Source organism: Treponema sp. R8-4-B8 (assembly GCF_054786175.1).
Map to the genome: position 1 here is coordinate 34,881 of NZ_BDHE01000488.1, position 25,736 is coordinate 60,616.

25 protein-coding genes are annotated in these 25,736 nt (G+C 44.3%); 8 read left to right on the forward strand and 17 right to left on the reverse strand.

Features of this window, described 5'->3' with window-relative positions; genetic code table 11:
* Window positions 1-26 precede the first annotated feature (26 nt).
* A complete protein-coding gene (locus tag ACYVRA_RS14780) occupies window positions 27-635 on the reverse strand; it encodes a hypothetical protein (protein ID WP_461253495.1) in 609 nt (202 codons plus the stop codon).
* The gene (locus ACYVRA_RS14785) at window positions 632-1,840 is read right to left on the reverse strand and encodes an LIC_12708 family protein (protein ID WP_461253496.1); all 1,209 of its coding nucleotides are present in this window, start codon (window positions 1,838-1,840) and stop codon (window positions 632-634) included. Before ACYVRA_RS14785 ends, ACYVRA_RS14780 begins: the two co-directional genes overlap by 4 nt.
* Before the next feature lie 108 nt (window positions 1,841-1,948).
* On the opposite strand from ACYVRA_RS14785, the gene ACYVRA_RS14790 reads away from it, so the two are divergent.
* On the forward strand, window positions 1,949-3,001 hold the full coding sequence (locus ACYVRA_RS14790) for a uracil phosphoribosyltransferase (protein WP_461253497.1): 1,053 nt from the start codon (window positions 1,949-1,951) through the stop codon (window positions 2,999-3,001).
* Entirely contained in the window at window positions 2,998-4,005 is a 1,008-nt protein-coding gene (locus ACYVRA_RS14795; protein ID WP_461253498.1) for a tetratricopeptide repeat protein, read from the forward strand. The genes ACYVRA_RS14790 and ACYVRA_RS14795 overlap by 4 nt, the downstream gene beginning before the upstream one ends.
* Here the strand turns inward: ACYVRA_RS14795 and ACYVRA_RS14800 are convergent.
* Entirely contained in the window at window positions 3,985-8,769 is a 4,785-nt protein-coding gene (locus tag ACYVRA_RS14800; protein WP_461253499.1) for a hypothetical protein, read from the reverse strand. The genes ACYVRA_RS14795 and ACYVRA_RS14800 overlap by 21 nt on opposite strands.
* A 38-nt stretch (window positions 8,770-8,807) precedes the next feature.
* On the opposite strand from ACYVRA_RS14800, the gene ACYVRA_RS14805 reads away from it, so the two are divergent.
* Together ACYVRA_RS14805 and ACYVRA_RS14810 are read left to right on the forward strand one after the other, a co-directional pair.
* Window positions 8,808-9,083, forward strand: coding sequence for a DUF503 domain-containing protein (locus ACYVRA_RS14805; RefSeq protein ID WP_461253500.1), 276 nt, complete (start codon window positions 8,808-8,810; stop codon window positions 9,081-9,083).
* Window positions 9,083-9,754: a hypothetical protein gene (locus ACYVRA_RS14810; protein ID WP_461253501.1), complete on the forward strand. Its 672-nt coding sequence runs from the start codon at window positions 9,083-9,085 to the stop codon at window positions 9,752-9,754. Before ACYVRA_RS14805 ends, ACYVRA_RS14810 begins: the two co-directional genes overlap by 1 nt.
* A 158-nt stretch (window positions 9,755-9,912) precedes the next feature.
* Here the strand turns inward: ACYVRA_RS14810 and ACYVRA_RS14815 are convergent, their stop codons facing one another.
* From ACYVRA_RS14815 to ACYVRA_RS14825, 3 genes are read right to left on the reverse strand one after another with little or no spacing between them, the layout of a single operon-like run.
* Entirely contained in the window at window positions 9,913-10,557 is a 645-nt protein-coding gene (locus tag ACYVRA_RS14815) for a FecR domain-containing protein (protein ID WP_461253502.1), read from the reverse strand.
* A gap of 23 nt (window positions 10,558-10,580) precedes the next feature.
* The gene (locus ACYVRA_RS14820; RefSeq protein ID WP_461253503.1) at window positions 10,581-11,789 is read right to left on the reverse strand and encodes a hypothetical protein; all 1,209 of its coding nucleotides are present in this window, start codon (window positions 11,787-11,789) and stop codon (window positions 10,581-10,583) included.
* 1 nt (window position 11,790) lies between these two features.
* The gene (locus ACYVRA_RS14825; RefSeq protein WP_461253504.1) at window positions 11,791-12,234 is read right to left on the reverse strand and encodes a hypothetical protein; all 444 of its coding nucleotides are present in this window, start codon (window positions 12,232-12,234) and stop codon (window positions 11,791-11,793) included.
* Window positions 12,235-12,283: 49 nt separating this feature from the next.
* On the opposite strand from ACYVRA_RS14825, the gene ACYVRA_RS14830 reads away from it, so the two are divergent.
* Genes ACYVRA_RS14830 through ACYVRA_RS14840 form a run of 3 tightly spaced genes read left to right on the forward strand, consistent with a single transcriptional unit; the run spans window position 12,284 to window position 13,094 of the window.
* Entirely contained in the window at window positions 12,284-12,535 is a 252-nt protein-coding gene (locus ACYVRA_RS14830) for a hypothetical protein (RefSeq protein ID WP_461253505.1), read from the forward strand.
* A gap of 18 nt (window positions 12,536-12,553) precedes the next feature.
* Complete coding sequence (locus ACYVRA_RS14835; RefSeq protein WP_461253506.1) at window positions 12,554-12,784, forward strand: hypothetical protein; 231 nt, start codon at window positions 12,554-12,556, stop codon at window positions 12,782-12,784.
* 58 nt (window positions 12,785-12,842) lie between these two features.
* Window positions 12,843-13,094, forward strand: coding sequence for a type II toxin-antitoxin system MqsA family antitoxin (locus tag ACYVRA_RS14840; protein WP_461253507.1), 252 nt, complete (start codon window positions 12,843-12,845; stop codon window positions 13,092-13,094).
* Window positions 13,095-13,199: 105 nt separating this feature from the next.
* Here ACYVRA_RS14840 and ACYVRA_RS14845 read toward each other — a convergent pair whose 3' ends face one another.
* The gene (locus ACYVRA_RS14845; RefSeq protein WP_461253508.1) at window positions 13,200-15,896 is read right to left on the reverse strand and encodes an MBG domain-containing protein; all 2,697 of its coding nucleotides are present in this window, start codon (window positions 15,894-15,896) and stop codon (window positions 13,200-13,202) included.
* A 189-nt stretch (window positions 15,897-16,085) separates the two neighbouring features.
* On the opposite strand from ACYVRA_RS14845, the gene ACYVRA_RS14850 reads away from it, so the two are divergent.
* Window positions 16,086-16,430: a helix-turn-helix domain-containing protein gene (locus ACYVRA_RS14850; protein ID WP_461253509.1), complete on the forward strand. Its 345-nt coding sequence runs from the start codon at window positions 16,086-16,088 to the stop codon at window positions 16,428-16,430.
* 186 nt (window positions 16,431-16,616) lie between these two features.
* On the opposite strand, the gene ACYVRA_RS14855 is transcribed toward ACYVRA_RS14850, so the two are convergent.
* From ACYVRA_RS14855 to fliG, 10 genes are all read right to left on the reverse strand, one after another.
* The gene (locus tag ACYVRA_RS14855) at window positions 16,617-17,309 is read right to left on the reverse strand and encodes an HAD family hydrolase (RefSeq protein WP_461253510.1); all 693 of its coding nucleotides are present in this window, start codon (window positions 17,307-17,309) and stop codon (window positions 16,617-16,619) included.
* A gap of 3 nt (window positions 17,310-17,312) precedes the next feature.
* Window positions 17,313-17,984 carry a lysophospholipid acyltransferase family protein gene (locus ACYVRA_RS14860; protein WP_461253511.1) on the reverse strand — a complete coding sequence of 224 codons (672 nt, stop codon included), beginning with the start codon at window positions 17,982-17,984 and terminating at the stop codon, window positions 17,313-17,315.
* 1 nt (window position 17,985) lies between these two features.
* Entirely contained in the window at window positions 17,986-18,909 is a 924-nt protein-coding gene (locus tag ACYVRA_RS14865; RefSeq protein WP_461253512.1) for a diacylglycerol/lipid kinase family protein, read from the reverse strand.
* A 196-nt stretch (window positions 18,910-19,105) separates the two neighbouring features.
* Complete coding sequence (locus ACYVRA_RS14870) at window positions 19,106-19,762, reverse strand: Rossmann-fold NAD(P)-binding domain-containing protein (protein ID WP_461253513.1); 657 nt, start codon at window positions 19,760-19,762, stop codon at window positions 19,106-19,108.
* A gap of 9 nt (window positions 19,763-19,771) precedes the next feature.
* Entirely contained in the window at window positions 19,772-20,494 is a 723-nt protein-coding gene (locus tag ACYVRA_RS14875; RefSeq protein WP_461253514.1) for an SDR family NAD(P)-dependent oxidoreductase, read from the reverse strand.
* 10 nt (window positions 20,495-20,504) lie between these two features.
* Window positions 20,505-21,185 (reverse strand): ThuA domain-containing protein, encoded by a 681-nt coding sequence (locus tag ACYVRA_RS14880; RefSeq protein WP_461253515.1) that lies wholly within the window; start codon window positions 21,183-21,185, stop codon window positions 20,505-20,507.
* 216 nt (window positions 21,186-21,401) lie between these two features.
* Entirely contained in the window at window positions 21,402-21,836 is a 435-nt protein-coding gene (gene fliJ / locus ACYVRA_RS14885) for a flagellar export protein FliJ (RefSeq protein WP_461253516.1), read from the reverse strand.
* Window positions 21,836-23,356: a FliI/YscN family ATPase gene (locus ACYVRA_RS14890; RefSeq protein WP_461253517.1), complete on the reverse strand. Its 1,521-nt coding sequence runs from the start codon at window positions 23,354-23,356 to the stop codon at window positions 21,836-21,838. The genes fliJ and ACYVRA_RS14890 overlap by 1 nt, the downstream gene beginning before the upstream one ends.
* Before the next feature lie 35 nt (window positions 23,357-23,391).
* A complete protein-coding gene (gene fliH, locus ACYVRA_RS14895; protein WP_461253518.1) occupies window positions 23,392-24,639 on the reverse strand; it encodes a flagellar assembly protein FliH in 1,248 nt (415 codons plus the stop codon).
* 32 nt (window positions 24,640-24,671) lie between these two features.
* Window positions 24,672-25,733 (reverse strand): flagellar motor switch protein FliG, encoded by a 1,062-nt coding sequence (fliG, locus tag ACYVRA_RS14900; RefSeq protein ID WP_461253519.1) that lies wholly within the window; start codon window positions 25,731-25,733, stop codon window positions 24,672-24,674.
* Window positions 25,734-25,736: the final 3 nt, after the last annotated feature.

Genomic DNA, 25,736 nt, shown 5'->3' on the forward strand with positions numbered 1-25,736 from the left:
GAGGTCTTTTTGTAAATATTTATTTGTTACTGACTGGTAGTTATTTTTATTTTCAGAGAGTATTTCTCAGTTTGAAGTACCATTAGCAGTTCTTGTGATTCGAAGGGGACGGCTAAACTGTACTGTTCTTCTTTTTCTAGGGAGAAAAAGATTTTGTGGTAAAAAACGGGATAATTATTTTTATCGGTTTGGACGGGAACGCCGCCTTGCACGGAAATGGGAACGGATACGGCCACGTCTACGGCGCCCGTGTATGGGTTTTTGTTTTTAACTGTTTTATTTATTACGACAATCGTCGTGCCTTCAAAAAGAGACGCGGAAATTTTGAGTTTATTTCCGTCAAGGGTATAGGACGAATCAAAATAGCCTAAAAGCCCAAGCAGCCATATCATCACGCAAATAACGATGATAGAAAAGAAAAGTATTTTCCGCGGTTTATCGGCGACAAGCACGGTGAAAAAACCAAAAGGGCTTGATTTTTTTTCTTTATAAAGGTCTTGAACGTCTTTGGGCGCTTTGGCAAGCCTGCGCTCGCGGTTATAATAAAATGTTAACCCTTCTTTAGGAACTTCAGCGTTATCCGGCTTGCTTAGTTTGTATTTAGCGTTTGGTCTTTGCTTGCCGTCTTCACTCACAAAGATTCTCCAAAAAGTTTGTCGGTACGCCACCAGACAAGCTTAACTTTAAAATTATCCGCCAGCATCGCCGAAAGAATTCCCTCTGTTGAAAGGTAGAAATCGTTGTACCGCAGTTCATCCATGGAAAATTGAATATAACCCCTCCGTTGTTCCTTGTTGTCAGTATTTACAAAAAGTAACGAATAGCCTGTTTCCACGGGAAAGTAAAAAAGCGCCTGTCCGTTTCGCGCAGCTCCTAGGATTGAATAAAAAACTTTAACGCCGGAAGGGCGGCCGTTTTCTGTCACTTCATAGAGGGGGATTTCTACGGAGCCTAAATAAGTTCCGTCTTCCACATTAAGAGTCCATAAACACGAGCTAATCGGCTCGCTGCCGGTTCTGGTGTTTGTCAGCTGATCAAATTTATCGTGGGAATAATCCACTTTGATATATAACTTTCTCGCGTCGGGAGCCGCGGTAATGCTGTCTATTAAGGAAAGCGCCTCAGGCCAGTCATTTAGGGTTAAAACGACGCTGGAAGAAATTTTTACAAGATAAAGAAGCATCCCCGCCGGGCTAAACCAGTAAACGTCCCAGCCTCCGGGAAGACGGCAAATTACAACAAGTTCGTCCCTGATTGACGTGGACATTCCTACTATTCTTGGGAAAGGGCTTCCCCCTATTCCTTCCTTGCCAAGATAATTTACAAAGCGCCCGTTCTGGTCAAAATGCAGAATTATGCCGTCCAACACAACTTTTGTTTCCTGATCGGTGCGCTGATCCTGCTGCTGCAGCCTGTCCTCTACAAATATATGTTTCCGCGAGTCAACCGCTATCCAACCCGGTTCTTCAAGGGGATAAGTATACGCCCAGCGCGTCGCCTGTTCGTCTTCCTGAATATTTGTTTTAAGGGTGATTGGCGCGGGATTGGTCTCATCGTTATAAATCATAAACAGCAAGTCGCCGTAAGAATTATAACGCACAATTTTTCCGCTGTTACCGTCGGCTATAAAAAACAATCCGTCCCTCATTGTAAACCCGGTGCGTTTTATGCCCCTTCCGCCGTCCAATTTAAAAAGGGCTATTTGATCTTCCATCGGGCCAATATCAAGCGAAAAGAGGTCTTCTCTTTCCACAGAGCCGATTTTATCGTTTTTACATGAGATCGAAAAGACCGCCGCAACGAAAAGAATCATTGATAAAAAGCGTGAAAAATTCTTCATATTCTATCAAAATCTACCTTTTTTCGCTGTTTGTCAATGACTCTCTAACTAACCGCTAATCACTATCCACTATTTACTAACCACCGCTATCCGTTATATACTATTCACATGGAAAAGGTAATTTTACACGCAGGGGAACTTGACAACTATTTAACTGACGAGGATAAGGCAAGTCTTAACAAAATGGACGCCCTTTTTAGCAAGGCTATTGAAATTTTTCCCCAAATGCAGAAAGAGAACGAAGATTCGATAAAAACCCTAATTTCCCTGTACAATAAAATGGGAATTTTATTGCAGGAGATATGCCAAAAAAACCCAAGACTTCATGTTTATTCATTTATCTCTCCGCATGAAGACCACTCGGAAGGTTCAAGGGTTATCGCCAAATTACGTGACGTGAATACCGAAAATAATGAATTTGTTTACTATATCCAGCGCGCTTATGAGATGCTTTTTAAAATGGCGTGGCTGAGTCCCGGCTCGCAGAAAAACCATTTGATTGTTAAAACTCCGGTAACTAATCCCGTTCAAAATTACGCGGTTCATAAAATAACCAATGTGGACAATAAAATTTGCAATACCGTAATGTGCGTATTGCTGCGGGGGGCGCTTCTTCCGTCCATGATTATGAGCAAGGAAATTGAAGAATATTCTTCAAGCGGTTATATAACGCCTTTCGCGCTTTTTAAAATTTACCGCGATGACACCAAGAGTGAAAATGACATGGAATACATCCTTGACCTTGAAAAATCTTTTTTTACCCCTAACGCCCTTGACGGAAAGGATTTGATATTCGCGGACCCGATGAACGCCACAGGCGGAAGCCTTGTTACGGTAATAAAATATTTGAAGGACATCGGGGTAAAACCGCGTTCAATTACCCTCTTTAACGTAATAGCCGCGTTAAAGGGCGCTCTTAGAATTGTAAGAGCGGTTGATAATTGCAATGTCTATACATTGTGGATGGACGGCGTATTAAATAATGTCGCGTACATTATGCCCGGCCTTGGGGACGCCGGAGACAGAATAAACGGCCAGGATAAAAAATCAAATCCCAGAAATATTATCCAGCTTCTTGCGGATTACGGATCCGGAATCGCAAACCTTTACCGCTCCCAATTCCGCGAGGTTGAGCACACAGTTTTAAACAGGTCAAAATGATAAAAAAAAGTATTTTAAACTTTTTATTTTTTCTTATTTTTTCATTTTTATTATTTCTTTCAAACGCTTGCTCTATTACCGCCGCTTCCGCGCAGGAATATTTTTCTATTGGCATGGCTTATTTTGAACTTGGAAAATATGAAGAAGCTGAAAAATGGTTAAACCGCGCAAAACAAGCCGACAGAACAATGGTCGCCTCAACATATAATCTGGGACGCATCGCCTATGAAACAAAAAGATACGAAGACGCGGCAAAACTTTTTGAGTCAATTTTAAAAAAAGACGGCGATAACGTGCTTGCCTTAAAAGCTGCGGCTTATTCAAGGATTAAAACGGGCGAAATTGAAATTGCCGAAAAACATTACGCGAAACTTTTTTCCCTTGTTCCGGAAAGCGCGGATGACGGATACAACCACGCTTTAATATTATTCGCGTTAGAACGCTACACTCAGGCGGAAGAAGTTCTTGAAAAGTACCCTGCCGCTTTGCAGGAAAATAAAGACACTATGCTGCTTTACGCGCGATGTCAGGCAAAGTTAAAAAAAGTTGAAGCGATTGACAGTTTCGCAAATTGGCTGAGCGTTAATACCGACGCAAAAGTAAGATACGAGTACGCGCAGCTTCTGGAAGAAAATGAGTTATACGCAAGAGCTCTTGAAGAATACCGAAAAGCCTTAACGGAAATTTCCGCTACGGCGGTTAATCCAAAAAAATATGAAATACGTTTTGCCGTCGCAAGGGTTCTGATAATAGCCGATGGCGATAATGCCGAAGGCGTTACTGAACTTCAAACCGCGGTTACCGACGGGTTCAAGGATATTGAGGCCATTGAAAAACTCCTTAACAACAAGATTAGCGCCGCGAATAAAAGCGGAATTCAAGAAATTATTAACGATATGAAAAAGGCTTCAGCCAAAGAGGAACAAAAAAAGGAAGCTGAGAAAGCTGAGGAGGCCGAAACGGAAAATGAGGATGATCCTTCCCTAAAAACTGACTCGCAATGACGTTCCTAATATAACGTCAAAAATTAACGTGTCACGCTCTTTATCTTCACCGCATCTTAATTTAAAGAAAGTCGAAAAATTCAATTTTCCCTGAATCCTTATTATTTCCTCATGACCGGCTATTATGCTCCAGCGCATATAATCTGTTTGTTTGTCAAATACCGACTCTAGTGTTTCTTTTCTTAACTTTTCATATTTTGAATTTAATAACGAAGATAATCCTAAAAATGATTTTTGTTTTTTTAGCGTTGAGACAAACCAATCATAAAAAAGAATTAACAGGTTTTTATTAACGGGAGCTTCCCAACTTGAAATAAAGCTTTCCAGCCAATAGCCCTCGGAGCGTATTGTAAAGGTATTAACAAAATTCAACAAGCCTCCTCCCGCCCCCCTAAAACCCGCGCTTAATACTGATTGTACTCTAAAAGAAATATCCTCACCTTTTGGAATATATACAGAGGCGTCAATTGAATGTGAATATTCATCGGTTTGATAAAATTTAAAAAAAGGATGATACCCCATATTGCCGAACATATTTATCGCGTAGTAGCCTAAGCTTGCGCCATAATTAAGTTTGTCGGTTAAAGTGTCCATTTTTTGCTCAAGCGTTCTTTCTATTAAAAAAGTTATTTTATTGGGAATAAAAAACGCGGATAAATTGTAAATTAAAGGCAAATTAATTTTTGCGCTGAAATGATCGTTAAAAAAAGAATAATAAGCCGACTGCGCCGATGGCGAATCATCAAGAGTACTTTTTATTACGTCTTCCAGTTCTTCTGCAAAAAGCGAATATCCGGGGAAAACCGTCCAGACGGGAAAAAAATCCTCTATGCTTTCAAAAAATTTTCTGCCGTCGTCCGCAGCGTCCTGCCCATAAAAATACAAATGCCTTTTAAAACCGCGTCCCATCCTGAAGTTAATTCCTGTTTTTTTAAACGCTAATGGAATGTCAAGAAATAGAGAATTCCCTGACTGCGTGCTGTTATTTACGCCCATAGAGTTAGTATTGCCCTCAAGAGAAATAACAGCTCCTACAGGTTTAGTTCTCTGGGTTAAAATTATCTGCGCCTGCATTTTTCTCGCGTCCGCGCCCGTGCCAGCGTCGGGTAAAAGAGTTTCCCATGATTCCAGCCAAAATTTACCGTAATTGTTCATTTCCGCGGCAATATTGTTTCTTGTCCATAACATTTGAGTATTTATTGAGGCGGACGGATAAAATTCATTTTGGGGAGTATAACCCAGCCCCAAATTCCATTTTTGCCTGAGTCTTGAAGAGTCTATAAGAGCGTCGGCTTCAAATTTTGCGGAAAAATATGACGAGACAGCCAAGTTAAAATTGTGACGCGCATTGTTATCCCAAGGGGAGGCGTAAAACGTTTCTTTTACGGAAAAAGGGCCGATTGTTCTTGAGAGCGAATGATCGGCGCTCCAGAGAAAAGTATCTTCCGCCGCCGTAAACGCTATGTTACCTGAAATTTTTACGCCAAATACCGATATTCCCGCTCCGGTGCGGTTTATTAAACTGCCTGTAAAATCATTCTCTTCCGATTCGCCTTGAGCGCGTCCTTCCGATTCAACGGCGGTTGATATGTGAAAATCAGATAATACGGGAATATTTCCAGCGGCAATAATCGTTCCTTCTTTTTTGTATTCAATAGCCGTACCCGCGTTCATTCTGTAATACATTATTGAATCTTCAAGGATAATCTCGTCAATATAGATTGTTCCGTCATCAAGAGTACCGCCTGAATCAGGGCTTATTAAAACAACGATATAACTTGTCCTCCTGCCCTGATCATCCTGTAATAAAATTTTTGGTTTGTAATTAATAGGCGCGGATACGCTTTTTCCGTTAACAGTTACTCCCGCATTAATCCCCTGATAGCGTATTGTAACTTTTGACCACTGCCCCGCTGCAAACGCGCTTAACGGTATTTCCACATTCAACTGATAATTATAAAGAGAATCTGGCCCCTCTGCGGCAATAAATTTTAACGTTTCATTTACGCGCGGCTTGTCAGTCTTTATAAAAAAAGACAATTCCCTATAATCAGCTAACGGCAGCTCCCCTACCCTGCCGTCAAAACCCGCGCAAACTCCCGTCTGCATATTTTCCCATTCAAGTTTCAATACCCTCTGCGCGGCATCATTAGGATGAAGTTTATTTATTGTCTCTTTATAAACAGAGCCTAGCGAATTAATTCCTGAATCAATTGTTTCGATGATGGAAATATTCTCCGTATTTCCGATTATTGACTCCGTTAAAGCGTTATATGCCACCGCCCTGAACGCCGCTCCCCGAGCTATAGGCGGGGCAAGCAGGAACCTCCCCGATATTCCGCTTGAACCTTCATTTACAATAATTATACGCAAATATTTTACATCCCCAAGCTTTTGCCTGTCTTCATCGTTTAAAGTGAACCGCGCTATTCTTGCGTTATAATCAAAATTTGTACTCGTGTAGGAATCTGTCGGGATTCCCGTCCAGTCATCGGTAAAAAGGATTTTTTCCCATATTAAATCCATGTTTTCGTTAAACGCAAAATCCTTGCCGGATAGGGAACCTATTTGAATAATTACCTTGAATTTTTCAGAGGGGGCCTGATTAAAGCCGTAAAATCTAAATGGAATTTCTATTTCACGGGAACGGGACAAAAGACCAGAATCATTGTATACGGGAACTTGAAATCCGGTCCAATTATCCGTATCAAGATCAAATTCCGCAGTAAGAACCTGAGTGTCGCCTAACTGACGGTCTTTAACGGGATAAGGTTTATCAAGTCCTGAAACAACAGAAGCGTCCCAGTCAAGGTACATCAAGTTATTGCCAAGTATGCTGTTGTTACTGTAATTCCTGTAAATTAGCTCGGCGCGGTTATTCAGATCAAGATCAGCGTTACCCGCTATTAAAGATGAAGGCGGATTTGAAACAAAAGACGTTTCAGGCGCAAGAGGCACTATCGCTTCATTGCCTTCCATGCCGGCGGCGCGGTAAAGGCCGGTCGTGTCAGTCTGAACAAAGGCAAAGCCGCCTGTAATTTTAGCGTTAAAATTGCCATATTCCCATTCTGTTTTCGCGCTTATTCCCACATTCCCCGCGCTTGAATTATTTTCTTCAGTGAATGAATCTTCCGCTATGTTCCAACGGACTCCCACGGCGGCTTGAGCCAAAAACATGTTTGCAGAGTTTTGATAAACCGCGCCAAGACCCGCAGAAATGCTGCCCAGCCTGTTCCCCTCGCTTTTTTTCAGGTACGTTATGCGAATAATTTCATTCTGACCTACGGAGCCGTTAATCGCGACTTCCCCGGAAGACTGATTATAGTTAAAATCGCTGTATTGAATGCCGCTTCGCCAAACCTGCACGGAGCCGGGAATAACATCCGTGCCGATAAAATAACCGCTTTTAGCGCTGAAATTTGTAAAACGGATAACAATATCGCCCGAAAAAACTCCTGAAGAGGGGAGATAAATTTCAGGATACTTTGCAGCTAACGGCCAGCGGGCCTGAGGATCCCGTAAATTGAAAGCGTCTGCGCTTACCAGCTCATATACGCCAATTTCGCTTACAATGCCGGAAAAAAGAGTATCATCAATAACCGCCGTATTTTCCAGCAGCGCTAATTCAAAGCCGCTAATCTCACTGCCTGATGAAAGGCTCACTAGAGCGGCTTTTTCGGCGGCGCTTGAAGGAGAGTCGTAACGGTTTCTTTTTTCAAAGGGGGAAAAAGCCCCCGGCTGGTAAATGACAAGGGCGCGTCCGCCGCCGATGATAATTTCTCCGGGTACGCTTGAGCCGTTTCCGCACTGCGGATAATTTTCCAATTTTATTACAGAGCGAGTCGGATCAAACCACTGTTGTACGCCAGCCAAAAATCCGCCCGCTCCGCCATAATTGCCCATTGAATTTTGCCACGGGGTATTATCGCCCTCTTTGGAATAATAGACGGCTATCATTCCAGTCGGCCTTATACTCAACTCCAAAAGACCTTGCGTTCTTGAAAAAGCGTACTCGCTTTGCGGAGCCAGCCGCCATCGCCTCCCCGTTGAATCGCGCAACGCGCCTTTATCGTCTTCAATATAAATTGTAATATCGGGGTTTATATCGGTATCAGGCAAAACAAATGAAATCCCGCGTATTGTATTTTGCGGCTGTAAATCGCTGTAAGTTCTCTCCCTGTCCCCGGAAAAAGTTCTCTCTTCCCTTGAAGCCGCGTCATATCGAACCAGCGTATGTATGTCAATATTGTTCGTTTCAAAACGGCCATAAAAACCAAACGAAGAAGGAGAGTCGCCTCCGAGATCAAGATATGGGAAGGCGGGAAAATCAAGACCCGCGTTACCGATTCCCGCGTACTGCAAGAATTCACCCGGCTTTCCCTGATAACCGGCGCGGTAGGTGTTTTGCGCGGAATCATCGACAAAATTAGCCTCTACAAACCATCTGTTGTTGATCCGCAGGGACAGCGTTAAATCAACTTCCTGTTGATATAAAAACGGCGTTTGGGGAGCGGCAAAACCAACGCCCAAAGGTGAATTTGATAAGCCAAAATTAAGCTGTAAATCGCCTTTCCATGAACCTGTCGCGAAGAGGGAAACGTCGGAACTACCAAGAGAAACGCTCATAAGCTCCTGCCGCGCCTCTCCTGTAATTCTGCGTCTTAAATCGTCCATGTTTATTTCCGTGGCGGATTCTTCCTGGGCAAAAATGTAAAACGGAATAAAAACGAGAATGACGATAATAGCTATTCGCAAAAAAATCATTTTAAGATATAATAACCTATATTTTAATGATTGTTTCGATGATACAGATAATTTTTGAGATTCCCGACATTGCCAATATAAAGGAGAAACGGCGCGTAATTAAATCCGTTCTGGAAAAGATGAAGAAGCGCTATCATTTAAGCGCGGCGGAAGTTGACCTTAACGACTCGCTTTCTTTCGCGCAAATCGGCGGCGCTCTTGTTTCCAATTCCAAAACTTTCGGCGAATCGGTGCTTCAAAAAGCGTTTGACATGATTGAAAAAGAAACTAATGTCCGCATTCAGGACATGAAAATACATTCGGAGGAATTTTAATGAAAAACAAACACGTCGCGATTTATTTTACATCTATTTTTATTTTACTTTTAACGCTTAATTCATGCATCGGCTTATCTTTGAGCATCAAGATGAATAAAGACGGTTCCGGTCAATTAACAATGGGATACCGGATATCAAAAATGATTAACCTTGGCGCCCTTGACGGCAATGAATCAATGCCGCTCATTCCCATAAGTAAAGCTGATTGGGAAAGGACGATCAACAGGATTCCGGGCGCGAAACTTGCATCTTATTCATCTGTCGAAGATAAACGGGATACCGTTATAAAGGCAGTGATTGATTATAAAGACGACAAGTCTCTTCTTGCGTTGCTTGATCCTTTTGGAGAAATGACATCGATAAACAGGCAAGGCCAGTCGGGAAAACTTGAATTAATTTTACCTAATGGTTCCTCAGATGATTCAGCCTATGACAATGATTTGATGGACATGATGCGTACTTATTTGGTCATGGACGGTTATAATTTTTCTGTAAGTTTCAGCGGCCCTGGAAATTCAACGTTAGCTGTCACAGACGGAGAAGGCAAGGTCGTCCCCCCTCAATCATCCGCGAAGACCGTTCTTTCAGGGAAATTAGTTTCTTATTCTATCGGTATTATGGATTTATTGGATAATAAGAACGGGCTGGGGCTTATATTTACGTGGTAGGCTAATAGTAGAAAGATTTTTTCCCAAGAGATTCACACGAAGAGCGCTAAAGTAAAGAAAAGAATGAAAAAAAAGTAAGAAGGTTGCGGTTTCTTACAAAGCCGCGCTAAACTTTCCCGTCTTCCTTTTTTCTTTTTTCTCTTTTCTTTCTTCTTTTGTTAGTATTCCACAACCAGATCCACTTCGCTGTTATTTGCCTTAGCTATTGACGGCGCTTTTATATCCGCGCCTACAGGCGGCAGCACTTGGACTGACTTTTCGGCGTTGATCTTCGGGTCAGAGACGGTTCCGTCTGCGTTTGAGGAGCTTGAATTGCCGCCTGTAACAAGAACGCCCACTCCGCTAACGCCGGTAAACAGAACCTTGCCTTCTATGCCATACAGGTTACAGGCGTCCATCTCAAAGGTTGTCCCTCGGACGGAAGCGGTGGCGCTGGGGCTTTGCACGTTAAGGTTTGTTTTTGTTCCGGCGGGAGGTTTCACTTCTACACGCACTTTTCCCGACTGCAAACTGAGATTGACGTTTTCGGCGTTTTCAGCGGATTGTATTTCTGCGAGCGTTAGGCGGGTCAGCGGACGCACGGTAATAACGGAACTGCCAATCGCGATGATGGCGGTGCTTCTGAAACCTGTCGAAACAATTGTGTTTGAGGACACTGAGTCGCCTGCGGCGGCGGGAACAAAAGCGGACGAGCCTGAACGCTTTAATTCAACTTCGCCTGTCAATTCACGGATTACTCCGTTCTGGCAGAACGCTCCGACAGCCAACATGATAAAAATCGCGGTAAAAATAATTCTTTTCATTTTATTCCTCCTAAAATAAAAAATTATAATACTGACATAATGACGCTTATATCTACACGCCATTTTATTTTTTCGTTTTGCCCTGCATTGCCGAGAGACGGAAGGAAAACACCGCCGCCCACGCTGAATTGCAAATCGGAAGCGGCGTTCCAAATAATCCGTGCCGACGCTTCCGCTCCCAATAATTTTCCTTCACTGTCAATTACAACCGGATATTCCATGAAAGTTTCCAAATCGTTACGCAAAAAGTACGAGGCTGTGAACGAGCCGCTTAAATTGCTGTTAAACTTTGACGAATAATTTAGGGTAAAGATTGAAAGCCCTGTCAATCTTGTTTTTAACGCATAGCCGTATTCCTTGCCGGTTATCGGGACAAAAGCTCCGACTGAATCGCCGTTAATTCCGCTTGTGATTAAACCTGTGAACGAAAGGCGGCTGTTGATGGACGGAAAGAGAAGGAACAAGCCAAGCTCCCCCGCAAACGCCGTGTTGGATTTCTTTTCGTCCTCAAAGGCGGTCTGCGACAATTCAACGCCGCCGCCGACTTCGATTAGCAGGTTATTAATCGGGACTGAGGCTTTAAGTACCGCATATTGGCTGTTGTATTTGACATCGGCGGCGTTTAAGTCAAATTGGGCGATTACTGCGGCGTTCAATAGAAGCAGGTCGGCAATCGAAGGGTGCTCCCACCCGAATGAGGCAACCGCTCGTTTGGAAGAAAAGTAAGTGTTGGCAAAATCGGAGTAATCCACAGGCTCCGACAAGCTCTCAATATCGGTTTCGGTCATAGCAATATTTGCCCTGTTTTTGTATTGAAGCCCGGTGTACCACACTCCTACTCGGAAACTTCCCACACTGGAATTGTAATCGTATTGAACGCCGTCAAAAAGACCGTCCGCTATAAAGGAAAGAGGGTCGGTATATTTGACACGTCCCGCCTTCAGGCTTGAACTGCCAATAAGCAAGTTGTACTCGGTGCGGAGCAGTTCGGGTATATAGAAAAAATCTTCTTCCTTTCCGATTGAAAAACCTGCGGATACGATTAATTCCCCATTGTCGCCTAACGGCGTTGAGAAGCGTGGGAAAATCGCCGTCTTAAAATCAAAGGCGTTGTCCTCGGTTACTGCGTTACCGAATCCGCCGTCGGCATTTATCACTAACCCGAAATCGTAGGCGGAAAGGGAGGCGGGAAACGTCAAAATTAAAATTAAAAGTATTTTGTATAGTTTCATTTTAGTTCTCCATGTCAAGAATTCTGTTTACATAGTAGAGGAGCCGTTCGCCCGACACGAAATCGGAGGGGTCGCTGCGGTTTTGAATAACGTTAAGGTAGGTTAATTGGCGGTAGGCGTAACGGCGGTTTTTGGTGAGGGCGTACATTATCCCGCCCTTCATGTTGAAAGAACGCATTAACAGCAGGGATATGTTATTTAGCCGCGCAGAATCGTTCGCTTGCGTGTCCTTGGGCAGCCACCCCCTATCCATCGCCAAACTGAAAGCGTCATCGGCGTTTGTTTGATTTACGTTGTCCAACTGACCCGCCGCTTCCAGCACAAGCAATGCGGCGTCCCGATAGTTCACCTGTTTCTGCTCCAACAGCCGCTCAATCCTTTCGGCGGTTTGAGCGGAAAGCAAACTCGGTATGGCTAGTAGAAAGCAAAGTAAGATTTTTTTCATTCATTTCTCCTATATTGATAATTTTTGGGTTTCATGCTATATTTACCTCATGGACGTTATCGTTGAGTTTAACGAAGCGGCTTTTCGGCATGGGTTTAGCAAAGAAGATATTCTGTGTGCTCTTAAGACGAAAATACGCGCCGGTCTTGTTGGGGAGTTGCCTGAAAAGTACGCTGTCATTGGTTTTGACCGTGTTGGTAACCCTCTTGAAATTATGTATAATCCGGTAGACGATAACACTATTTCCGTTTTTCATGCGATGAGGGCTCGTAAGAGTTTTATTAAAATGCTTGGACTTTAACTTTATTAGGAGAGAATTATGGCAAGATTGACCGAAGAAGAAGCGTATGCGCTTGACGATTTTGTTACCAACAATGAAATTACGCTTGGTCCTAACGAAACCGATTGGCTTGCGCAAAGGGAATTGCGTCTTTTGGGACTGTCGAATATGTCTGTCTATTACCTTTTGACAAAAGCAACGGCTGATCACAAAACACCCGCCAAAATCATTGATGAATTGGTTGGTAAAGAAATAGCCGCCGCTGTATAATCTCTCTTTCATTTTTCTTACTTCCTTTTTCCCCTTTTTCATGCTATATTTTCTCTCAATGACCATTGAGAAAAACATGACCTGTTTTATGTGTAAAGGCAATGTAAAGGACGGGCTCTCTACCTTCACCGCCGACATGGGCGACTGTATTGTTGTTATCAAAAATGTGCCGTCCCGTGTGTGCGGTCAGTGCGGAGAAGCTTCGTTCAGCGATGAAGTGGCACGCAGACTTGAGCAGATTGTTCACAGTCTGACGGATTCCGCTTCCGCCGAAATTGCGGTAATTAGTTATTCTGAAAAAGCCGCCTGATTCCATTCTCATTCCTCATTTCTTTTAGTAGTTAGTAGTTAGTAAATAGTATTTAGCACTTCACTTTCTCTACATACTATCTACTATCCACTAACTACTACCTTCTTATTTCAGGTCGCCGTCTACCACCTTGATCGTGTTTTCTGTACTACTGAGAGTGTCGTTAGGTGTCCATCCACCGCTATCGTCAAAGGTTCCGTATTCGCAAGAATTACTACTATCCCCACTATGGAAGGCATTATTATAAGTAGAAGTATTCCGCAGGCTTTCGTCTGCTTCATTTTTCCCATAGATAGTCCCATTTTCAATGCGGAAGATTGCGGTTCCCAGGTTACTAAGCCCCATACCCACACCGCCGCCGTATCCATAATTAAAAGTATTATTACCATTGTTGGCATTGCCCGATATTTCACCGCCTCTCATGTTGAAGGTTGCGGTGTTTCCAGCAACACCGGCGTATACTATTACACCGCCACCACTGTTTTCTGAGCCGGAGCTGCCATAATAAGGGGCACCACCAAAAGCGGTATTGTCTTTGATTTTGGCTGTGCCTGACATGTTAAAGGTTCCGTTATGAAGTACAGCCACACCGCCGCCGCAACCGGCGTTATTTTTTTCGATTGTACCGCCTGTCATGTTGAAGGTTCCGTTACTTCGTATAGCCACACCGCCGCCGCCGAATGTACCTGAGTTCACACCATTAACTGATGAATTATTCGGGTTTGTATCATTGCCCGAGATTGTCCCGCCTGACATATTGAAGGTTCCGTCATTCAAAGCCACACCACTACCTTTGTTGCCTGAGATTTCACCGCCTGACATGGTAAATCTTCCGCTGTTTACTCTAACCCCTGAACCTCCGTTATCGCTTATTTTTCCGCTTACCATATTGAAAACACCTTCTGTAACGGTCACAACTGCGGTAGCGTAACTAACATTGGAACGTCCTTTGAGGCTAACATCTTTCAAGTTGACTGTTTGGTCTGTGCCAATATGGAGCAAGAACGTGTTTGTTGTTGTTATGCTTGAATGTAAAGTTATTGAGCCTGTTCCTTCGATGTTCACGGTAAGCCCGGTAACATCACCGAAGGTAAAGGTTAATGGAGAAAATGTAAAGAAAGTAGTAGTGGTAAAGTCGTCTGTTACGTTAATGGTGTAGGTCTTGTTGTTGTCGCCACTTGAGATTATGTTGATAGCGGCTGACCAATCATCGTCGGTGGAAACGTTTAATGGAGCCGCTGGGAATACCGCCGTTACAACATTGGAACTGGCGGTGTTGGTAACTGATGACGCTCCTGCTACCGAGAAGGAGTTTGCCGTTACGCCATCAAAGGTGTAGTTAGCGGTATCCTTCAAGGTTAGGGTTATGGTTGCGGTGTAAACGGTTCCGTATGCAAATTTACCATTTGTTAATGGCGTAGACCATGCTACGGTTCCAGTGTATTGCTCAGTTGCGGTTATTGTTGCAACTGGACTTCTGTTGAATGAGGGGACGGTTACGCCGGGGATAGTGAAGATGGTGATGGGTGCTTTGTTAATTGTCAGCGTCCCTGCGCTAAAGCTTGTTGTGGAAGCGTTATAATTTGTTCCCACCCCTACGTCAAAGGTTACGGCGTATGTTCCCACGTTTATTGGTTCTGTTGTACTGCCATTGTATTTTATTGTTATAGTTCCGTCAGACTTTCCGTCTTTTGGCGTTATGGTAACAGACTTGGCAGTGCCGTCATAGGTTGCTGTTTCAGCTACGCTGAAAATAAAATCGGAGACTACAGGATTTGCCTTGATTACTGTCAATTTGGCTGTAGTTTCTTGCATAAGATGTTGTCCGTGTTTTATTGTTACAGACAGTCCGTTATGCTCAGAGAAAATCAATTCATCGCCATTCGACGGAATGGCGGTTAAGCCATTAGCCTCAAAATTTTCGGGGGTAACGTCTATCGAACCGTCATCATAGACAAGCGTTACCACAAGCCCCGATAAATTAAGCGTTTCGCCGTGCGTGTATTCCATTTTTGACGGCGATGATTTTATCGTTATAGAGGTAACTGTTTTTGCGCTTGTTTTCGCAAAGGTGTGGGATAATGTAACAGTCGTGCCTGTGTTGTTTGTTATTACCGCATTATTCCCAGTGATTTTAGCGTTCTCGGAAGTCAATCCTGTAAAGGTGTATCCGCTGTTTGCCGTCAGCGTAACTGAGGCGGTATAAGCCACGCCGCCTTGGAACGGACTATCGTTCGGAATCCATGTAATGCCACTTACGGTAAAATTGCCCTCGCCTTCATCTACTTGTGTCGGCGGTATATCGTCTTTCACGGGCACATCAATAACGATATTTACAATTTCGATGGGTATCGCATCGGGGTCTGGTTCGTCAGGCGTTCTGCCTTCCACCTGCGTCATAGTTATAGGTACGGAAGGGTTACGCCCTCGCTTCAAATTGACGGAAGCCGCCCCCTGCGCCACGAGCGTTCCGTTATAGTACGCCTTAACGCTTATGTTCCAATGACCTGGTTTAACTACAAATTGAACCGACTGTCCCTCCCTCACGCCTGTCTTTTCCACTTTACCGCCCAAGTCATTTGTCAGCGTTATATTGTGGTCAAGTTGCGTACTGTCGATTGTGCCGTCCCACGACAGCGCCGTCCTGCTTCCGTTCCCAATAGTTATGGTTATCGAAGCGTCCTCTTCATCGCCGTCCGTGGGCGGCGCACAGGTGCACACCAAGCAGAAAACCGCCAGTGCAGAAAGGAATAGAGCTGAAACGCTATTTCCTTTTTTCATTTTTCTTTCTTCTTTTTTCATTTATTTATCCCCCCTTATTGGTTGCGGACACTTTGCGTTCCCGCTTTTAATAAAACTTTAGAAAGTAGTAATTTTTTATATAAACTTCTAGTAGTCCATATCGTATCATTACATTATATAAGTCCATATCGGCTTTTGTCAATAGGTAATCCATATTGTTCAATAAGGTATGGTCAAAAGGCAATAATCATGAATGGAAAGGAAATAAAGGCATTATTAGGTAAAAACATCAAGAATTTGAGGGCTTCTAGACAATATTCCCAGGCCATATTAGCGGAAAAAGCGGATATTTCCATAGCTTATTTAAGTAAAATTGAAAGAGGCCTGAAATTTCCCAAACCGGATATTTTATCGCAACTGGCGGACGGTCTTGGAGTGGAATTATACGAACTATTTAAAACAAATTATGTGCCTAAAGTCGTACCTGTTAGTGAAACCGAACACACTAAAAGAGTAATAAACCGTATCTCCAAAGAAATGTCTCAAAAAATGACCAGAACAATGAACGGAGTTTTTAAACGATATTTAAAATAATAGAATAGGAACTATAGGAAAGAAGAAACTCACACAAAGATCACTAAGGAACAAAGATCACGAAGAGTTCTTGTACGTTATCCTATCGTGAAGACCACGCAAAGATTTCGGACAACGCTCCTTTCCTCTCTTCCTTTGTGTCCTTCTCTTCCTCCGTGTTCTTTGTGAGAATCTCTTTCAAAAAAATCACCCCAACACATCCGTAAACCGCAATATTCTCCACCCGCGTTTTTTCGCCTTACGCGCGAGAATGCCGTCGGGGTTTACCGCCACGGGATTTCCACAGTACTCCATAAGGGGAAGGTCGGTGTATGAGTCGGAATAAAAACTGACATCCTGCGGGTTAATAGCGTTACGGGACATCCACTCAACGGCGGCCGTTTTCTTTTTAGGGCCAAAAGAACTGTAACCTACAAGATTACCAGTCGTCTTTCCCTGCGAATATTCCAATTGGCACGCCAGGGAGCCTTCTATTCCAAAAAATTGCTCTAATGGCTTTATGATAAAGTCAAACGATGAGGTGGCAAAAATTACTTTTTCTCCGTTTTTAAGAGCTTCTTCTATAATACTCTTCGCGCCCGTATAAATATTTGGTTTAATCCGTTTTTTAAAACAGGAATCGGCAATGCTTTCAAGAACGTCTTTTTCCAAACCTGCCAATTTTTTTACGGTGTTCTCTATAAAATCATTATTGGGGGACGCGAGCTTGTACTTTACCCAGTCAATAAGAAGATGGCTTACCTGAGAATAGCGTATAACTTTTTCTTTTAACGCCATTTGCACGAAATATTCAGTGCTTGTCTTTCTTACAATCGTGTGATCAACGTCAAATATATGTACGCGCGTTTTAGAGACAGCGTTAAAATCTTCATTTGCCATCGTTTATACAAATTCCAAATATTGACAGTCGTTATACGCGTACGGCGCGTATTCCCCGCGCATCCATTCGGGCAGAAGACGCGCCATCTGAGCCATAACTTCAGCCATTACTTTTTCACGTTCTTCTTTTCCGGGCATGCTTTCGCATTTAATGCGGAAGGGACGGCCAGCCTTAAAACAAAATGGGGTTCTTTTAAGGCGGCGCATGTTTTTCCAAACGTTCTCCCCGCCGAAATGGGCGACAGGAAGAATCGGCACGCCGGCCTCAAGGGCAAGCTGAATGATTCCTGGTTTCCCTTTTCCCAATACGCCGTCTTTGCTTCTTGTCCCCTCGGGCGCGATGCACATATAATACCCTTTTTTTATCGCGTCCAGCACTTTTTTAAAAGACTCGCTAAACGCGCCTTTTCTGTCAATCGGAATAGCATTGTAAGTGTTAAAAATAAATGACATTATCGGGTTATCCCATGTTTCGGATTTAACAAGCCCTGACACGTTAATAGGATAACTGTAAGTTACAAGAATAGGGACTTCCAAAAAATTTATATGGTTAAAAATAACAAGCATTGGCTCGTTAGTTTTTAACGCTTCGATAAATTCCTTACAGTCAATTTTGCAGATAACGCTTAATATGCCTTTCATGAAATAACTTACGGCGAATCTTCGAAATCCCATGTTACCCTCCAATAAGGCGCAGCGCGTTAGGAATGCAGGTTATTTCCAATTCCTTGCCTTCGTAACAGACGGTCTCTCCGTCGCAGTGCGCCGCCATTCCTCCCTCAAGCGCCTTCAGATGGAAACGCGATCCCCTGCCGAAATTTACTCCCTTACATTCGCCCTGAGTTCCTTTTGTATAATGGGAAATTATTTTTAAAAGATCAAATCTGGATTTCTGATGTTGCACATAACAGATGTCTAAAAGCCCGTCGTCAAGAAGGGCGTTAGGCCCCATATAGAAACTTCCGCCCATGCGCCTTCCGTTTACGACCGAAACAAGGACCGCGGGAAGCGTTACTTCCTTGTCATCAAATTTAATTTGAATAACAGGCGAAGGCTCGTAGCGGATAACGGTAATAAGGGCGCCGACCGCGTAGGAAATGCCGCTTTTTATTTTTAATTTCGCCGCCTCAAAGCCGACCTTGGTGTCAAAACCGATTCCAATTCCGTTGATAAAATAGCGTCCGTCGGGGAAAAATCCGCCCTTCACGAAACCGGCGTCCATGGGCTTAGCGTTTCCTGTTATCAGCAATTGAAGCGCTTTTTCAACATCCTGCGGTATTGCCGGCGTAGCGGAAAAATCATTGCCGCGCCCGATAGGGAGTATTCCAAAAACAGGAGGAGCGCTCGCGTTACGCCTTAACAACCCGTTTATAACTTCGTTGCAGGTTCCGTCCCCCCCCGCGGCGACTGTTACGTCATCCGCGCCTATCTTTAAATCACGCGCCATATTCAGCGCGTCGCCGATTCCCTTTGTAGGGAATATTTCAAAATTACGCCCGCTTTCACGAAGAAAACGCTCGATTATCGGACGCTTTTTTTCCGCCTTTCCTTTCCCCGCCGTAGGGTTAAAAATAACCCAAAGTTTTCCAAATTGTGCCATGTGAGGATTATATCATACTTAGGATTATTTTACCAGTAATTTATTTAGGGAAATTCATGTGGGAGCGGGGAGTAGGGAGCAGTGAGCAAGGAGCAAGGAGCAAGGAGCAATAGTAGAAGCGGATTGTGGGTAGTTAGGAGTAGATAATAATATAGTAGATAGTTGGAAGTGGGGAATAAAAGAGTGATCTTTTTCTTTACCAGGGATGTTGTCGGCCTTGGGCGTCGCGGATTACTAGGTTTTCTTCATCGTCTCTTAGTGGGTCGTGGTTTTCTGTGCCGCGTCTTCGCGTTATGTAGTTATACGCGCTTTCTGCTGCCGTTTCTGGCGGGACTTCTTCGGTCATTGGGTCGAATACGCGGAAGGTATATCCTTTTGGGGCAAGTTTGTTGCGCGTCATCTGTATAAATTGATGAAGAGCGGCTTTGCACATATTATAAGCGAAATGATCGATGCGGCGCGTTTCATTAATCGACGCGTCCGAGCTGGTCAGATAAAAGAGGCGTTTGCCTTCGCCTTGATCAAGGAATGGCAGAAAGGCTTCCAGAATAGACATGCTGACCAGTATGTTTTGACGGTATACTTGCTCTATCACTTTCGCGTCTATGCCGTCACGTACCGTGAAGGTATCTTTTGGAGAATTGACATCGGTGGCGTCCAGCAGAAAATCCAGCTTGCTGGTTTTCTCTTTGAGCGCCGCCGCGGCTTCGTATGGGTCATTGGGCAATAGCGTAACATTTTCTATTTGTTTAACGCCCATAGCAAAAACTTTAAATCCTTCACGGGCGAATATTGACGCAAGCGTTTCGTCAAAAGCCGTATCCAAACAGGTAATAAGCGCTATCTTTTTCATATCACTGCCTTAAAACGGCCATTCATAGCCGGAATAATCTACCATCACAAGCCGGTGTTCATCGCGAAGCGGCGTCTCGAAGTATTTTGCCCCAATGTCGCCGATATAATCAGGATCATAGAGCGCATCTTTAGACAGCGAGCCGTCTTGCATACGCCGCTTCATCCAGCCGGGATGAAAGAGGCGGAAGGTGTAGCCCTGAGAATACAATTGATTGTGAAGAATGCGTACGCCCATATTGAGGGATGCCTTGCTCATGGGATACGGGTACGGGCTGTCGCCGCGATGTTTCATCAGCGTAATACATGACACCTCGCTTGATACAAAGCAGAGCCGTTTCATTTTGCCTTTATCCAAAAGCGGCAATAGGCTTTCTACAAGAAGAACAGGCCCTAGGGCGTTGACCTGAAACGATTTCCACGCCGACTCAATATCCATTGGCGGCTCATACAGATTGCATTTAACATGCTCCATCAACGCCGCGTTGGAGATTAGCATATCAAGGGAATCCGTTACTTTTAGCAAACTGCCCTTTGCTGCGGCAATGCTGTCCGCGCAACTCACGTCAAGTTTTACAATATGCAGATTGGAGTTCTTTTCAGCGATATTCTCCAACAGGGAATAGTCATCCAGAAACTTACCGGCAAAGACCAGCCATTCACGTTTTAAAAATTCTTTGCACAGCGAAAGGCCTAACCCTCTGTCCGCGCCGGTTATAATTACACTTTTCATATTATGCCCGCTATTGGCCGCCGCACCATTTTAAAGCGTTGGAAATTGTCCGCTGATATTGCGGGTTGATCCATACAGGTAAAAAATGTCCCGGTGTTAAGACGCATACCCGTCCTTTGCCCTGTGCGCGCACATACCCCGCAGGGCAGATCCATGCTGGCGTATTATTATAAGGATCCTCCTTATATTTACCTTCCTCCCCCTGCGGCGGTGAATAAGACGCAATTAAAATGTCAGCGTCACTGGCAAGAATTTCAAGCCGATAATGCTCGTCTGTTTCACAAAACATTCCTACTCCTTCAGTAACAGGATGATTTTTAATTGGCTGTACCGTAACAGGACAGGCGTTAGGGTGATAAATAAAACGACAACCAATTAAACGGTCGAGCATTTCTGTATTCCCGCCTGTCACAATGCCGCTATGCGCGACAAGCAGCCCGCCGCCATTCTCCACATAAGAAACAAAAGCCTTCTGTACCTTTTCTGTTTTCCAGCTTGATTTGTTCTCATGGCTGACCTCATCGCTCTTAGCCAGAAAAACGACAGGGTAATCCGAAAGCGTATTCGGCGCAAAATCCTTAGCGTTAGTGATTATATCAAATTGAAAGCCTTGTGCAGCAAGAGGGGTAACACCGTCAATGAGTATTTTGGCCGGATGCCAGTAATCATCACAAAGCAATAATACGCGCATAATTGGTTTCTCCTTAGTATGTTCTTATTATAGAATATATAAGTGGAAAAGGGAACTAATTAGCAATTAGCAATGAACAATGGGCGAAGTTAGCAAGCATAGCGGCTTGCCAAAAGACCGCGCTTGCAAACAACAAAATTGCTCATTGCTCATTTTTAATTGCTCATTGAAACAACACCTTCTTCGTGTTCTTTGTGTGAAATTTTTCGCTATAATTTAGCTATAATTCCGTTCTAATTTATACCTAGCCGCGGTCATATCGTCAATTTCCGCCATTTGCAAATCCATCATTTCTTTGCGGTACTCTTTTTTTTGTTTTTCTTTTAATTTTTCTATCGCCTTTAAATCTTTTTGCGCTTCAATGTACAGGGCGCGTTTTTCTTCTACCACAAGTTCCGCCTGCGCCGCCTGATTCGCGAGTTTCTCCGCTTCCTGTTCAAGACGCAGAATGTAAATGTCCCAACTGGCCATATTTAGCCCGTCATTAAAACGCTGCTCCGCGGCGTTGTGTCGCTTTAACGCCGTAATCTTTATATCATTTTCTATTTTGTTAAGAATACTAATCGCCTGCCCAAGGGCGAGCTTGCACTCGTCTTCTTTAAATTTTCTTAATTGCAAAACTTTTTCAAGCCTGAAAGTAAATCTTTTCATCAGTTGTTATCGCTTAAAATATTCATTCCAGGCAGTGAAGAAAATAAAGACGCCACGCTGTTAAGCGCCATTCTTGCGTCTTCCGTATCAGCGGGTTTTGCCGCTATTTTTGGCGCGTCGGTTTTTATTTTTTGACTTACTATTTTTACAAGCATTTTATTAGTATCGGTCATTTCTTCCTGCGGGATTGGAACGCCCGCTATTTTTGACATTGCCGTAAGAGTTTCTTCCAAAGACGAAGGCTCGTCCACCCCCTGAATAAGAAATTCCTCAATGGGGCCGTGTTTCGCGATTGCTTCGTCAATCTCAGGATTAGACCCCTGATGATAGGCGCCTACATTGATAAGGTCTTCGGCGGCGGCGTAAGACGCCATATTTTTGCGGATAACGCCTGCGGCTCTTCTGCTTTCAGGCCCCGATACTTTTGGAGAGAGACGGGAAATGCTCGGCAAAATGTCAATTGCAGGGTAATGATAGGCATGGGCAAGATCCCTTGAAAGAACGATATGCCCGTCTAAAATGCCTCGGACGGTATCAGCGACAGGTTCGTCCATATCGTCGCCGTCTACAAGGACGGTATAAAAACCGGTTATGCTTCCCTTGTCGGAAGTGCCGGATCTTTCAAGAAGTTTCGGCATGGAATCAAACATGCTGGGCGGGAAGCCTCTTTGCGCGGGAGGCTCGCCTGCGGCAAGGCCTATTTCCCTCATGGCGCGGGCAAAGCGCGTAACGGAGTCAAACAAAAGCATAACGTCGTTTCCCTGATCGCGGAAATATTCAGCGACGGCGGTCGCCACATAGGCGCCGCGAAGACGGGCAAGAGGGGGAGAATTGGAAGGAGTGACTATCAGTACGCTGCGTTTAAGCCCCTCAGGACCAAGATCGTATTCTATAAAATCGTTCACTTCCCGCCCGCGCTCCCCTATTAGGGCGACCACGTTTACATCGGCGGAAGTGTTACGCGCAATCATTCCAAGTAGGGTGGATTTTCCAACGCCTGAACCTGAAAAAATGCCAAGCCTCTGTCCTTTGCCAACCGCAAGAAGGCCGTCAATGGCGCGGACTCCGGTTGTTATGCGCTCCGTAATCCGCCTTCTTTTTAGCGGATCGGGCGGGCTTGCAAGCGCGGGATACGAACAAGAAGACGCGATATCGCCCTTGTTGTCCAAAGGGTTTCCAAGAGCGTCTATAACGCGCCCTAAAAGCTTGTCGGAAACCTGCACTTCAAGACGGCTGCCGAGGGCTATTACTCTGTCACCGACTTCAATTCCGTCAGTTTCCTCATAGGCCATTAGCTGAACAAATTCATATCTTAAGCCTACAACTTCGGCTTTAATCGCGCCCCTGCCTTTTGGAGCGATAATTCTGCATATTTCGCCTATAATAGCCTGAGGGCCTCGGCTTTCAATTAATAATCCTTCTACTTTTATTACTTTACCGACGCATTTTATCGGATCCGTGCGATCCGCGCATTCAAGATATTTTTCAAAAATATTTTCTTCAACAACATTTGTCCGCATGCGGCCCCCCTCCACAAGCTTGACTTCGTAAATTATTACGGAGTCGAAGTATCAGTTTTCCTTCTTGTTATTTGATCTAACCCGCTTGTTATTCTCTTGTCAACTTCTCTCTTGCCTTTTGTCGCCATTGTCGCAAGAGCGGCTAACGCCGCGGACGCGGTAAGTGCCGCGCTCGCGCCGGCTGAAAGTTCAGGTTCTTCAGAATCAGAATCGGAATCGGAATCTGAACTGGAATTGGAATCAACAGCCGCATTTTCTTTTTCTGATTTATTCAGCGCGTCCATTATCGCGGAAGACGCGGCAAGTTCGGTATTAAGCCTTGCAGACCTTATTACAGGAGACGGCAAATTATCGGCATTTGTAGTTTTTATTGGTGAAATTTCCAGTATCCTGTTTTCTATCTCCGCAAGCTGGCTTGCGATTCGCGCGTCAATCTCTCCAAAATCAGTTTCTATTACGCAGCCGCCCTTATCTACGGAACTGTCTTCAACTATATTTATGTTTTTTACGCCTTCCATAAGGGCGATAAAATCCTGCTTGTGTTCGGTGGCAAGTTTAAGATCCGCAAGATTAACCTTAATTGTGATATTTCCCTTCGCTTTAACTTTACGCAGTGCTTCAACTACATTGGAAATTATCACATCACGCTGATTTTCAGAGATGACCTTGATAACTTTCCGCGTAATGAGAAGCACCAAATAAATAATTTCTTTTTCAGTATCGCTTAAAATATCCGCCCTCTTGTCCTGAGCGCGTTCAAGCACTACCTGAGTTCTTTCAATAAGGCGGTCAACTTCCGCTTTTCCTTCGGCATATCCGTCTTCCTTGCCCTCAGTCTTTCCCTGTTCTTTCGCTTCCCTGCGTTCAGTCTCCAAAGACTTTCTTACTTCGTCTTCATGTTCGCTTGCCTTTACTTTCGCGTCCGCTATTATGCGCTCGGCTTCTTCTTCAGCCTGCTGTTTTAAAACCTGAGCCTCGTCAGTCTGCCTTTTAACTTCCGCAAAGGCCGCTTTCTGCGCGTCTTGAACAATTTTATCCGCTTCTTCTTTTGCCGAAGAAATCATTTGCCCCTTTTCTTCTTCCCACCTTGATTTGAACATTTCAGCTTCGCGCCGAAGCTCGTCTGCCGTGGGTCCCGTATACTCTTCAACTGCCTCCATGCTTTCCACGTCTTCTTCTAAGGCGGATAAATGAGTAATTTCAGGATAGGAAGTGGGAGTATCAATAACGACCTTTTCCGGAAGCGTTACCAATTCATTCGGTCTGAAAACAGCCTTTAACATCAGGTTATCCCCTTCTCATAAAATGCTTCTCGTTATACAACAAGCTCGTCTTCTCCAGCGCGGGCGACGACGATTTCACCGGTATCCTCAAGGTGGCGGATAATGGATACTATCTTTTGCTGCGCTTCTTCAACGTCTTTCAAGCGTACCGGGCCCATGTACTCCATGTCTTCTTTGAGCATGCTTGCCGCGCGTTTTGACATATTCTTGAATATCTTGTCCTGAACTTCCGAATCAACGGATTTAAGCGCTTTTGCGAGTTCCTGAGAATCCACTTCGCGCATAACCTTTTGAATGGCGCGGTCGTCGAGCATAACGATGTCTTCGAATACGAACATTCTTTTCTTGATCTCTTCCGCAAGTTCCGGGTCTTCGTCTTCCAACGCTTCGATGATCTGCTTTTCTGAGGCGCGGTCTACAAGGTTCAATATTTCTACGATACTCTCAACGCCGCCCGCCGCGGTGTAGTCTTCGCTTGACAGCGATGAAAGTTTCTTTTCAAGTACGCGCTCAACTTCGCGCAATACTTCTGGGCTTGTTCTGTCCATTGTCGCGATACGCCGCGCCACGTCGCTCTGCACTTCATGCGGCAGGTTTTGCAGGATGATGGATGCCTTGTTAGGTTCAAGGTACGCCAATATAAGGGCGATTGTCTGCGGGTGTTCCTGCTGAATAAAGTTCAAAAGGTGCGCCGGGTCTGTTCGGCGGATAAAGTCGAATGGGCGCACTTGAAGGCTCGACGTTAAGCGGTTGATAATATCAATCGCTTTTTGGCTTCCCAGTGATTTTTCCAAAAGCTCCCTTGCGTAGTCGATGCCGCCTGTGGAGATGAACTGGTTAGCCATCATCAGTTCTTGGAATTCCTGAAGGATTGCGTCTTTCTGCTCCGCGTCGATTGTTTCTAACCGCGCGATTTCAAAGGTGAGAGTTTCAATTTCATCTTCGCGCAGGAATTTAAATATTTCCGCGGAAATTTCCGAACCTATCGTTACAAGAAATATAGCGGCTTTTTGCCGGCCTGAATATTCTTTTACGTTTTTCTTCTTGGAACTGCCGCCTACGACAGCTCCGGGAGTTAACGGTGACTTTGCCATAAT

Bases quoted from the DNA above. Each gene is read 5' to 3' on its own strand.
- ACYVRA_RS14890 (WP_461253517.1), bottom strand. From the start codon at position 23,356: ATGCGGACAAATGTTGTTGAAGAAAATATTTTTGAAAAATATCTTGAA.
- fliJ (WP_461253516.1), bottom strand. From the start codon at position 21,836: ATGAAAAGATTTACTTTCAGGCTTGAAAAAGTTTTGCAATTAAGAAAA.
- ACYVRA_RS14855 (WP_461253510.1), bottom strand. From the start codon at position 17,309: ATGGCAAATGAAGATTTTAACGCTGTCTCTAAAACGCGCGTACATATA.
- ACYVRA_RS14850 (WP_461253509.1), top strand. From the start codon at position 16,086: ATGAATGGAAAGGAAATAAAGGCATTATTAGGTAAAAACATCAAGAAT.
- ACYVRA_RS14840 (WP_461253507.1), top strand. From the start codon at position 12,843: ATGACCATTGAGAAAAACATGACCTGTTTTATGTGTAAAGGCAATGTA.
- ACYVRA_RS14830 (WP_461253505.1), top strand. From the start codon at position 12,284: ATGGACGTTATCGTTGAGTTTAACGAAGCGGCTTTTCGGCATGGGTTT.
- ACYVRA_RS14865 (WP_461253512.1), bottom strand. From the start codon at position 18,909: ATGGCACAATTTGGAAAACTTTGGGTTATTTTTAACCCTACGGCGGGG.
- ACYVRA_RS14795 (WP_461253498.1), top strand. From the start codon at position 2,998: ATGATAAAAAAAAGTATTTTAAACTTTTTATTTTTTCTTATTTTTTCA.
- ACYVRA_RS14870 (WP_461253513.1), bottom strand. From the start codon at position 19,762: ATGAAAAAGATAGCGCTTATTACCTGTTTGGATACGGCTTTTGACGAA.
- ACYVRA_RS14820 (WP_461253503.1), bottom strand. From the start codon at position 11,789: ATGAAACTATACAAAATACTTTTAATTTTAATTTTGACGTTTCCCGCC.
- ACYVRA_RS14860 (WP_461253511.1), bottom strand. From the start codon at position 17,984: ATGGGATTTCGAAGATTCGCCGTAAGTTATTTCATGAAAGGCATATTA.
- ACYVRA_RS14880 (WP_461253515.1), bottom strand. From the start codon at position 21,185: ATGCGCGTATTATTGCTTTGTGATGATTACTGGCATCCGGCCAAAATA.
- ACYVRA_RS14875 (WP_461253514.1), bottom strand. From the start codon at position 20,494: ATGAAAAGTGTAATTATAACCGGCGCGGACAGAGGGTTAGGCCTTTCG.
- fliH (WP_461253518.1), bottom strand. From the start codon at position 24,639: ATGTTAAAGGCTGTTTTCAGACCGAATGAATTGGTAACGCTTCCGGAA.
- ACYVRA_RS14790 (WP_461253497.1), top strand. From the start codon at position 1,949: ATGGAAAAGGTAATTTTACACGCAGGGGAACTTGACAACTATTTAACT.
- ACYVRA_RS14825 (WP_461253504.1), bottom strand. From the start codon at position 12,234: ATGAAAAAAATCTTACTTTGCTTTCTACTAGCCATACCGAGTTTGCTT.
- ACYVRA_RS14785 (WP_461253496.1), bottom strand. From the start codon at position 1,840: ATGAAGAATTTTTCACGCTTTTTATCAATGATTCTTTTCGTTGCGGCG.
- fliG (WP_461253519.1), bottom strand. From the start codon at position 25,733: ATGGCAAAGTCACCGTTAACTCCCGGAGCTGTCGTAGGCGGCAGTTCC.
- ACYVRA_RS14845 (WP_461253508.1), bottom strand. From the start codon at position 15,896: ATGAAAAAAGAAGAAAGAAAAATGAAAAAAGGAAATAGCGTTTCAGCT.
- ACYVRA_RS14805 (WP_461253500.1), top strand. From the start codon at position 8,808: ATGATACAGATAATTTTTGAGATTCCCGACATTGCCAATATAAAGGAG.
- ACYVRA_RS14810 (WP_461253501.1), top strand. From the start codon at position 9,083: ATGAAAAACAAACACGTCGCGATTTATTTTACATCTATTTTTATTTTA.
- ACYVRA_RS14800 (WP_461253499.1), bottom strand. From the start codon at position 8,769: ATGATTTTTTTGCGAATAGCTATTATCGTCATTCTCGTTTTTATTCCG.
- ACYVRA_RS14835 (WP_461253506.1), top strand. From the start codon at position 12,554: ATGGCAAGATTGACCGAAGAAGAAGCGTATGCGCTTGACGATTTTGTT.
- ACYVRA_RS14815 (WP_461253502.1), bottom strand. From the start codon at position 10,557: ATGAAAAGAATTATTTTTACCGCGATTTTTATCATGTTGGCTGTCGGA.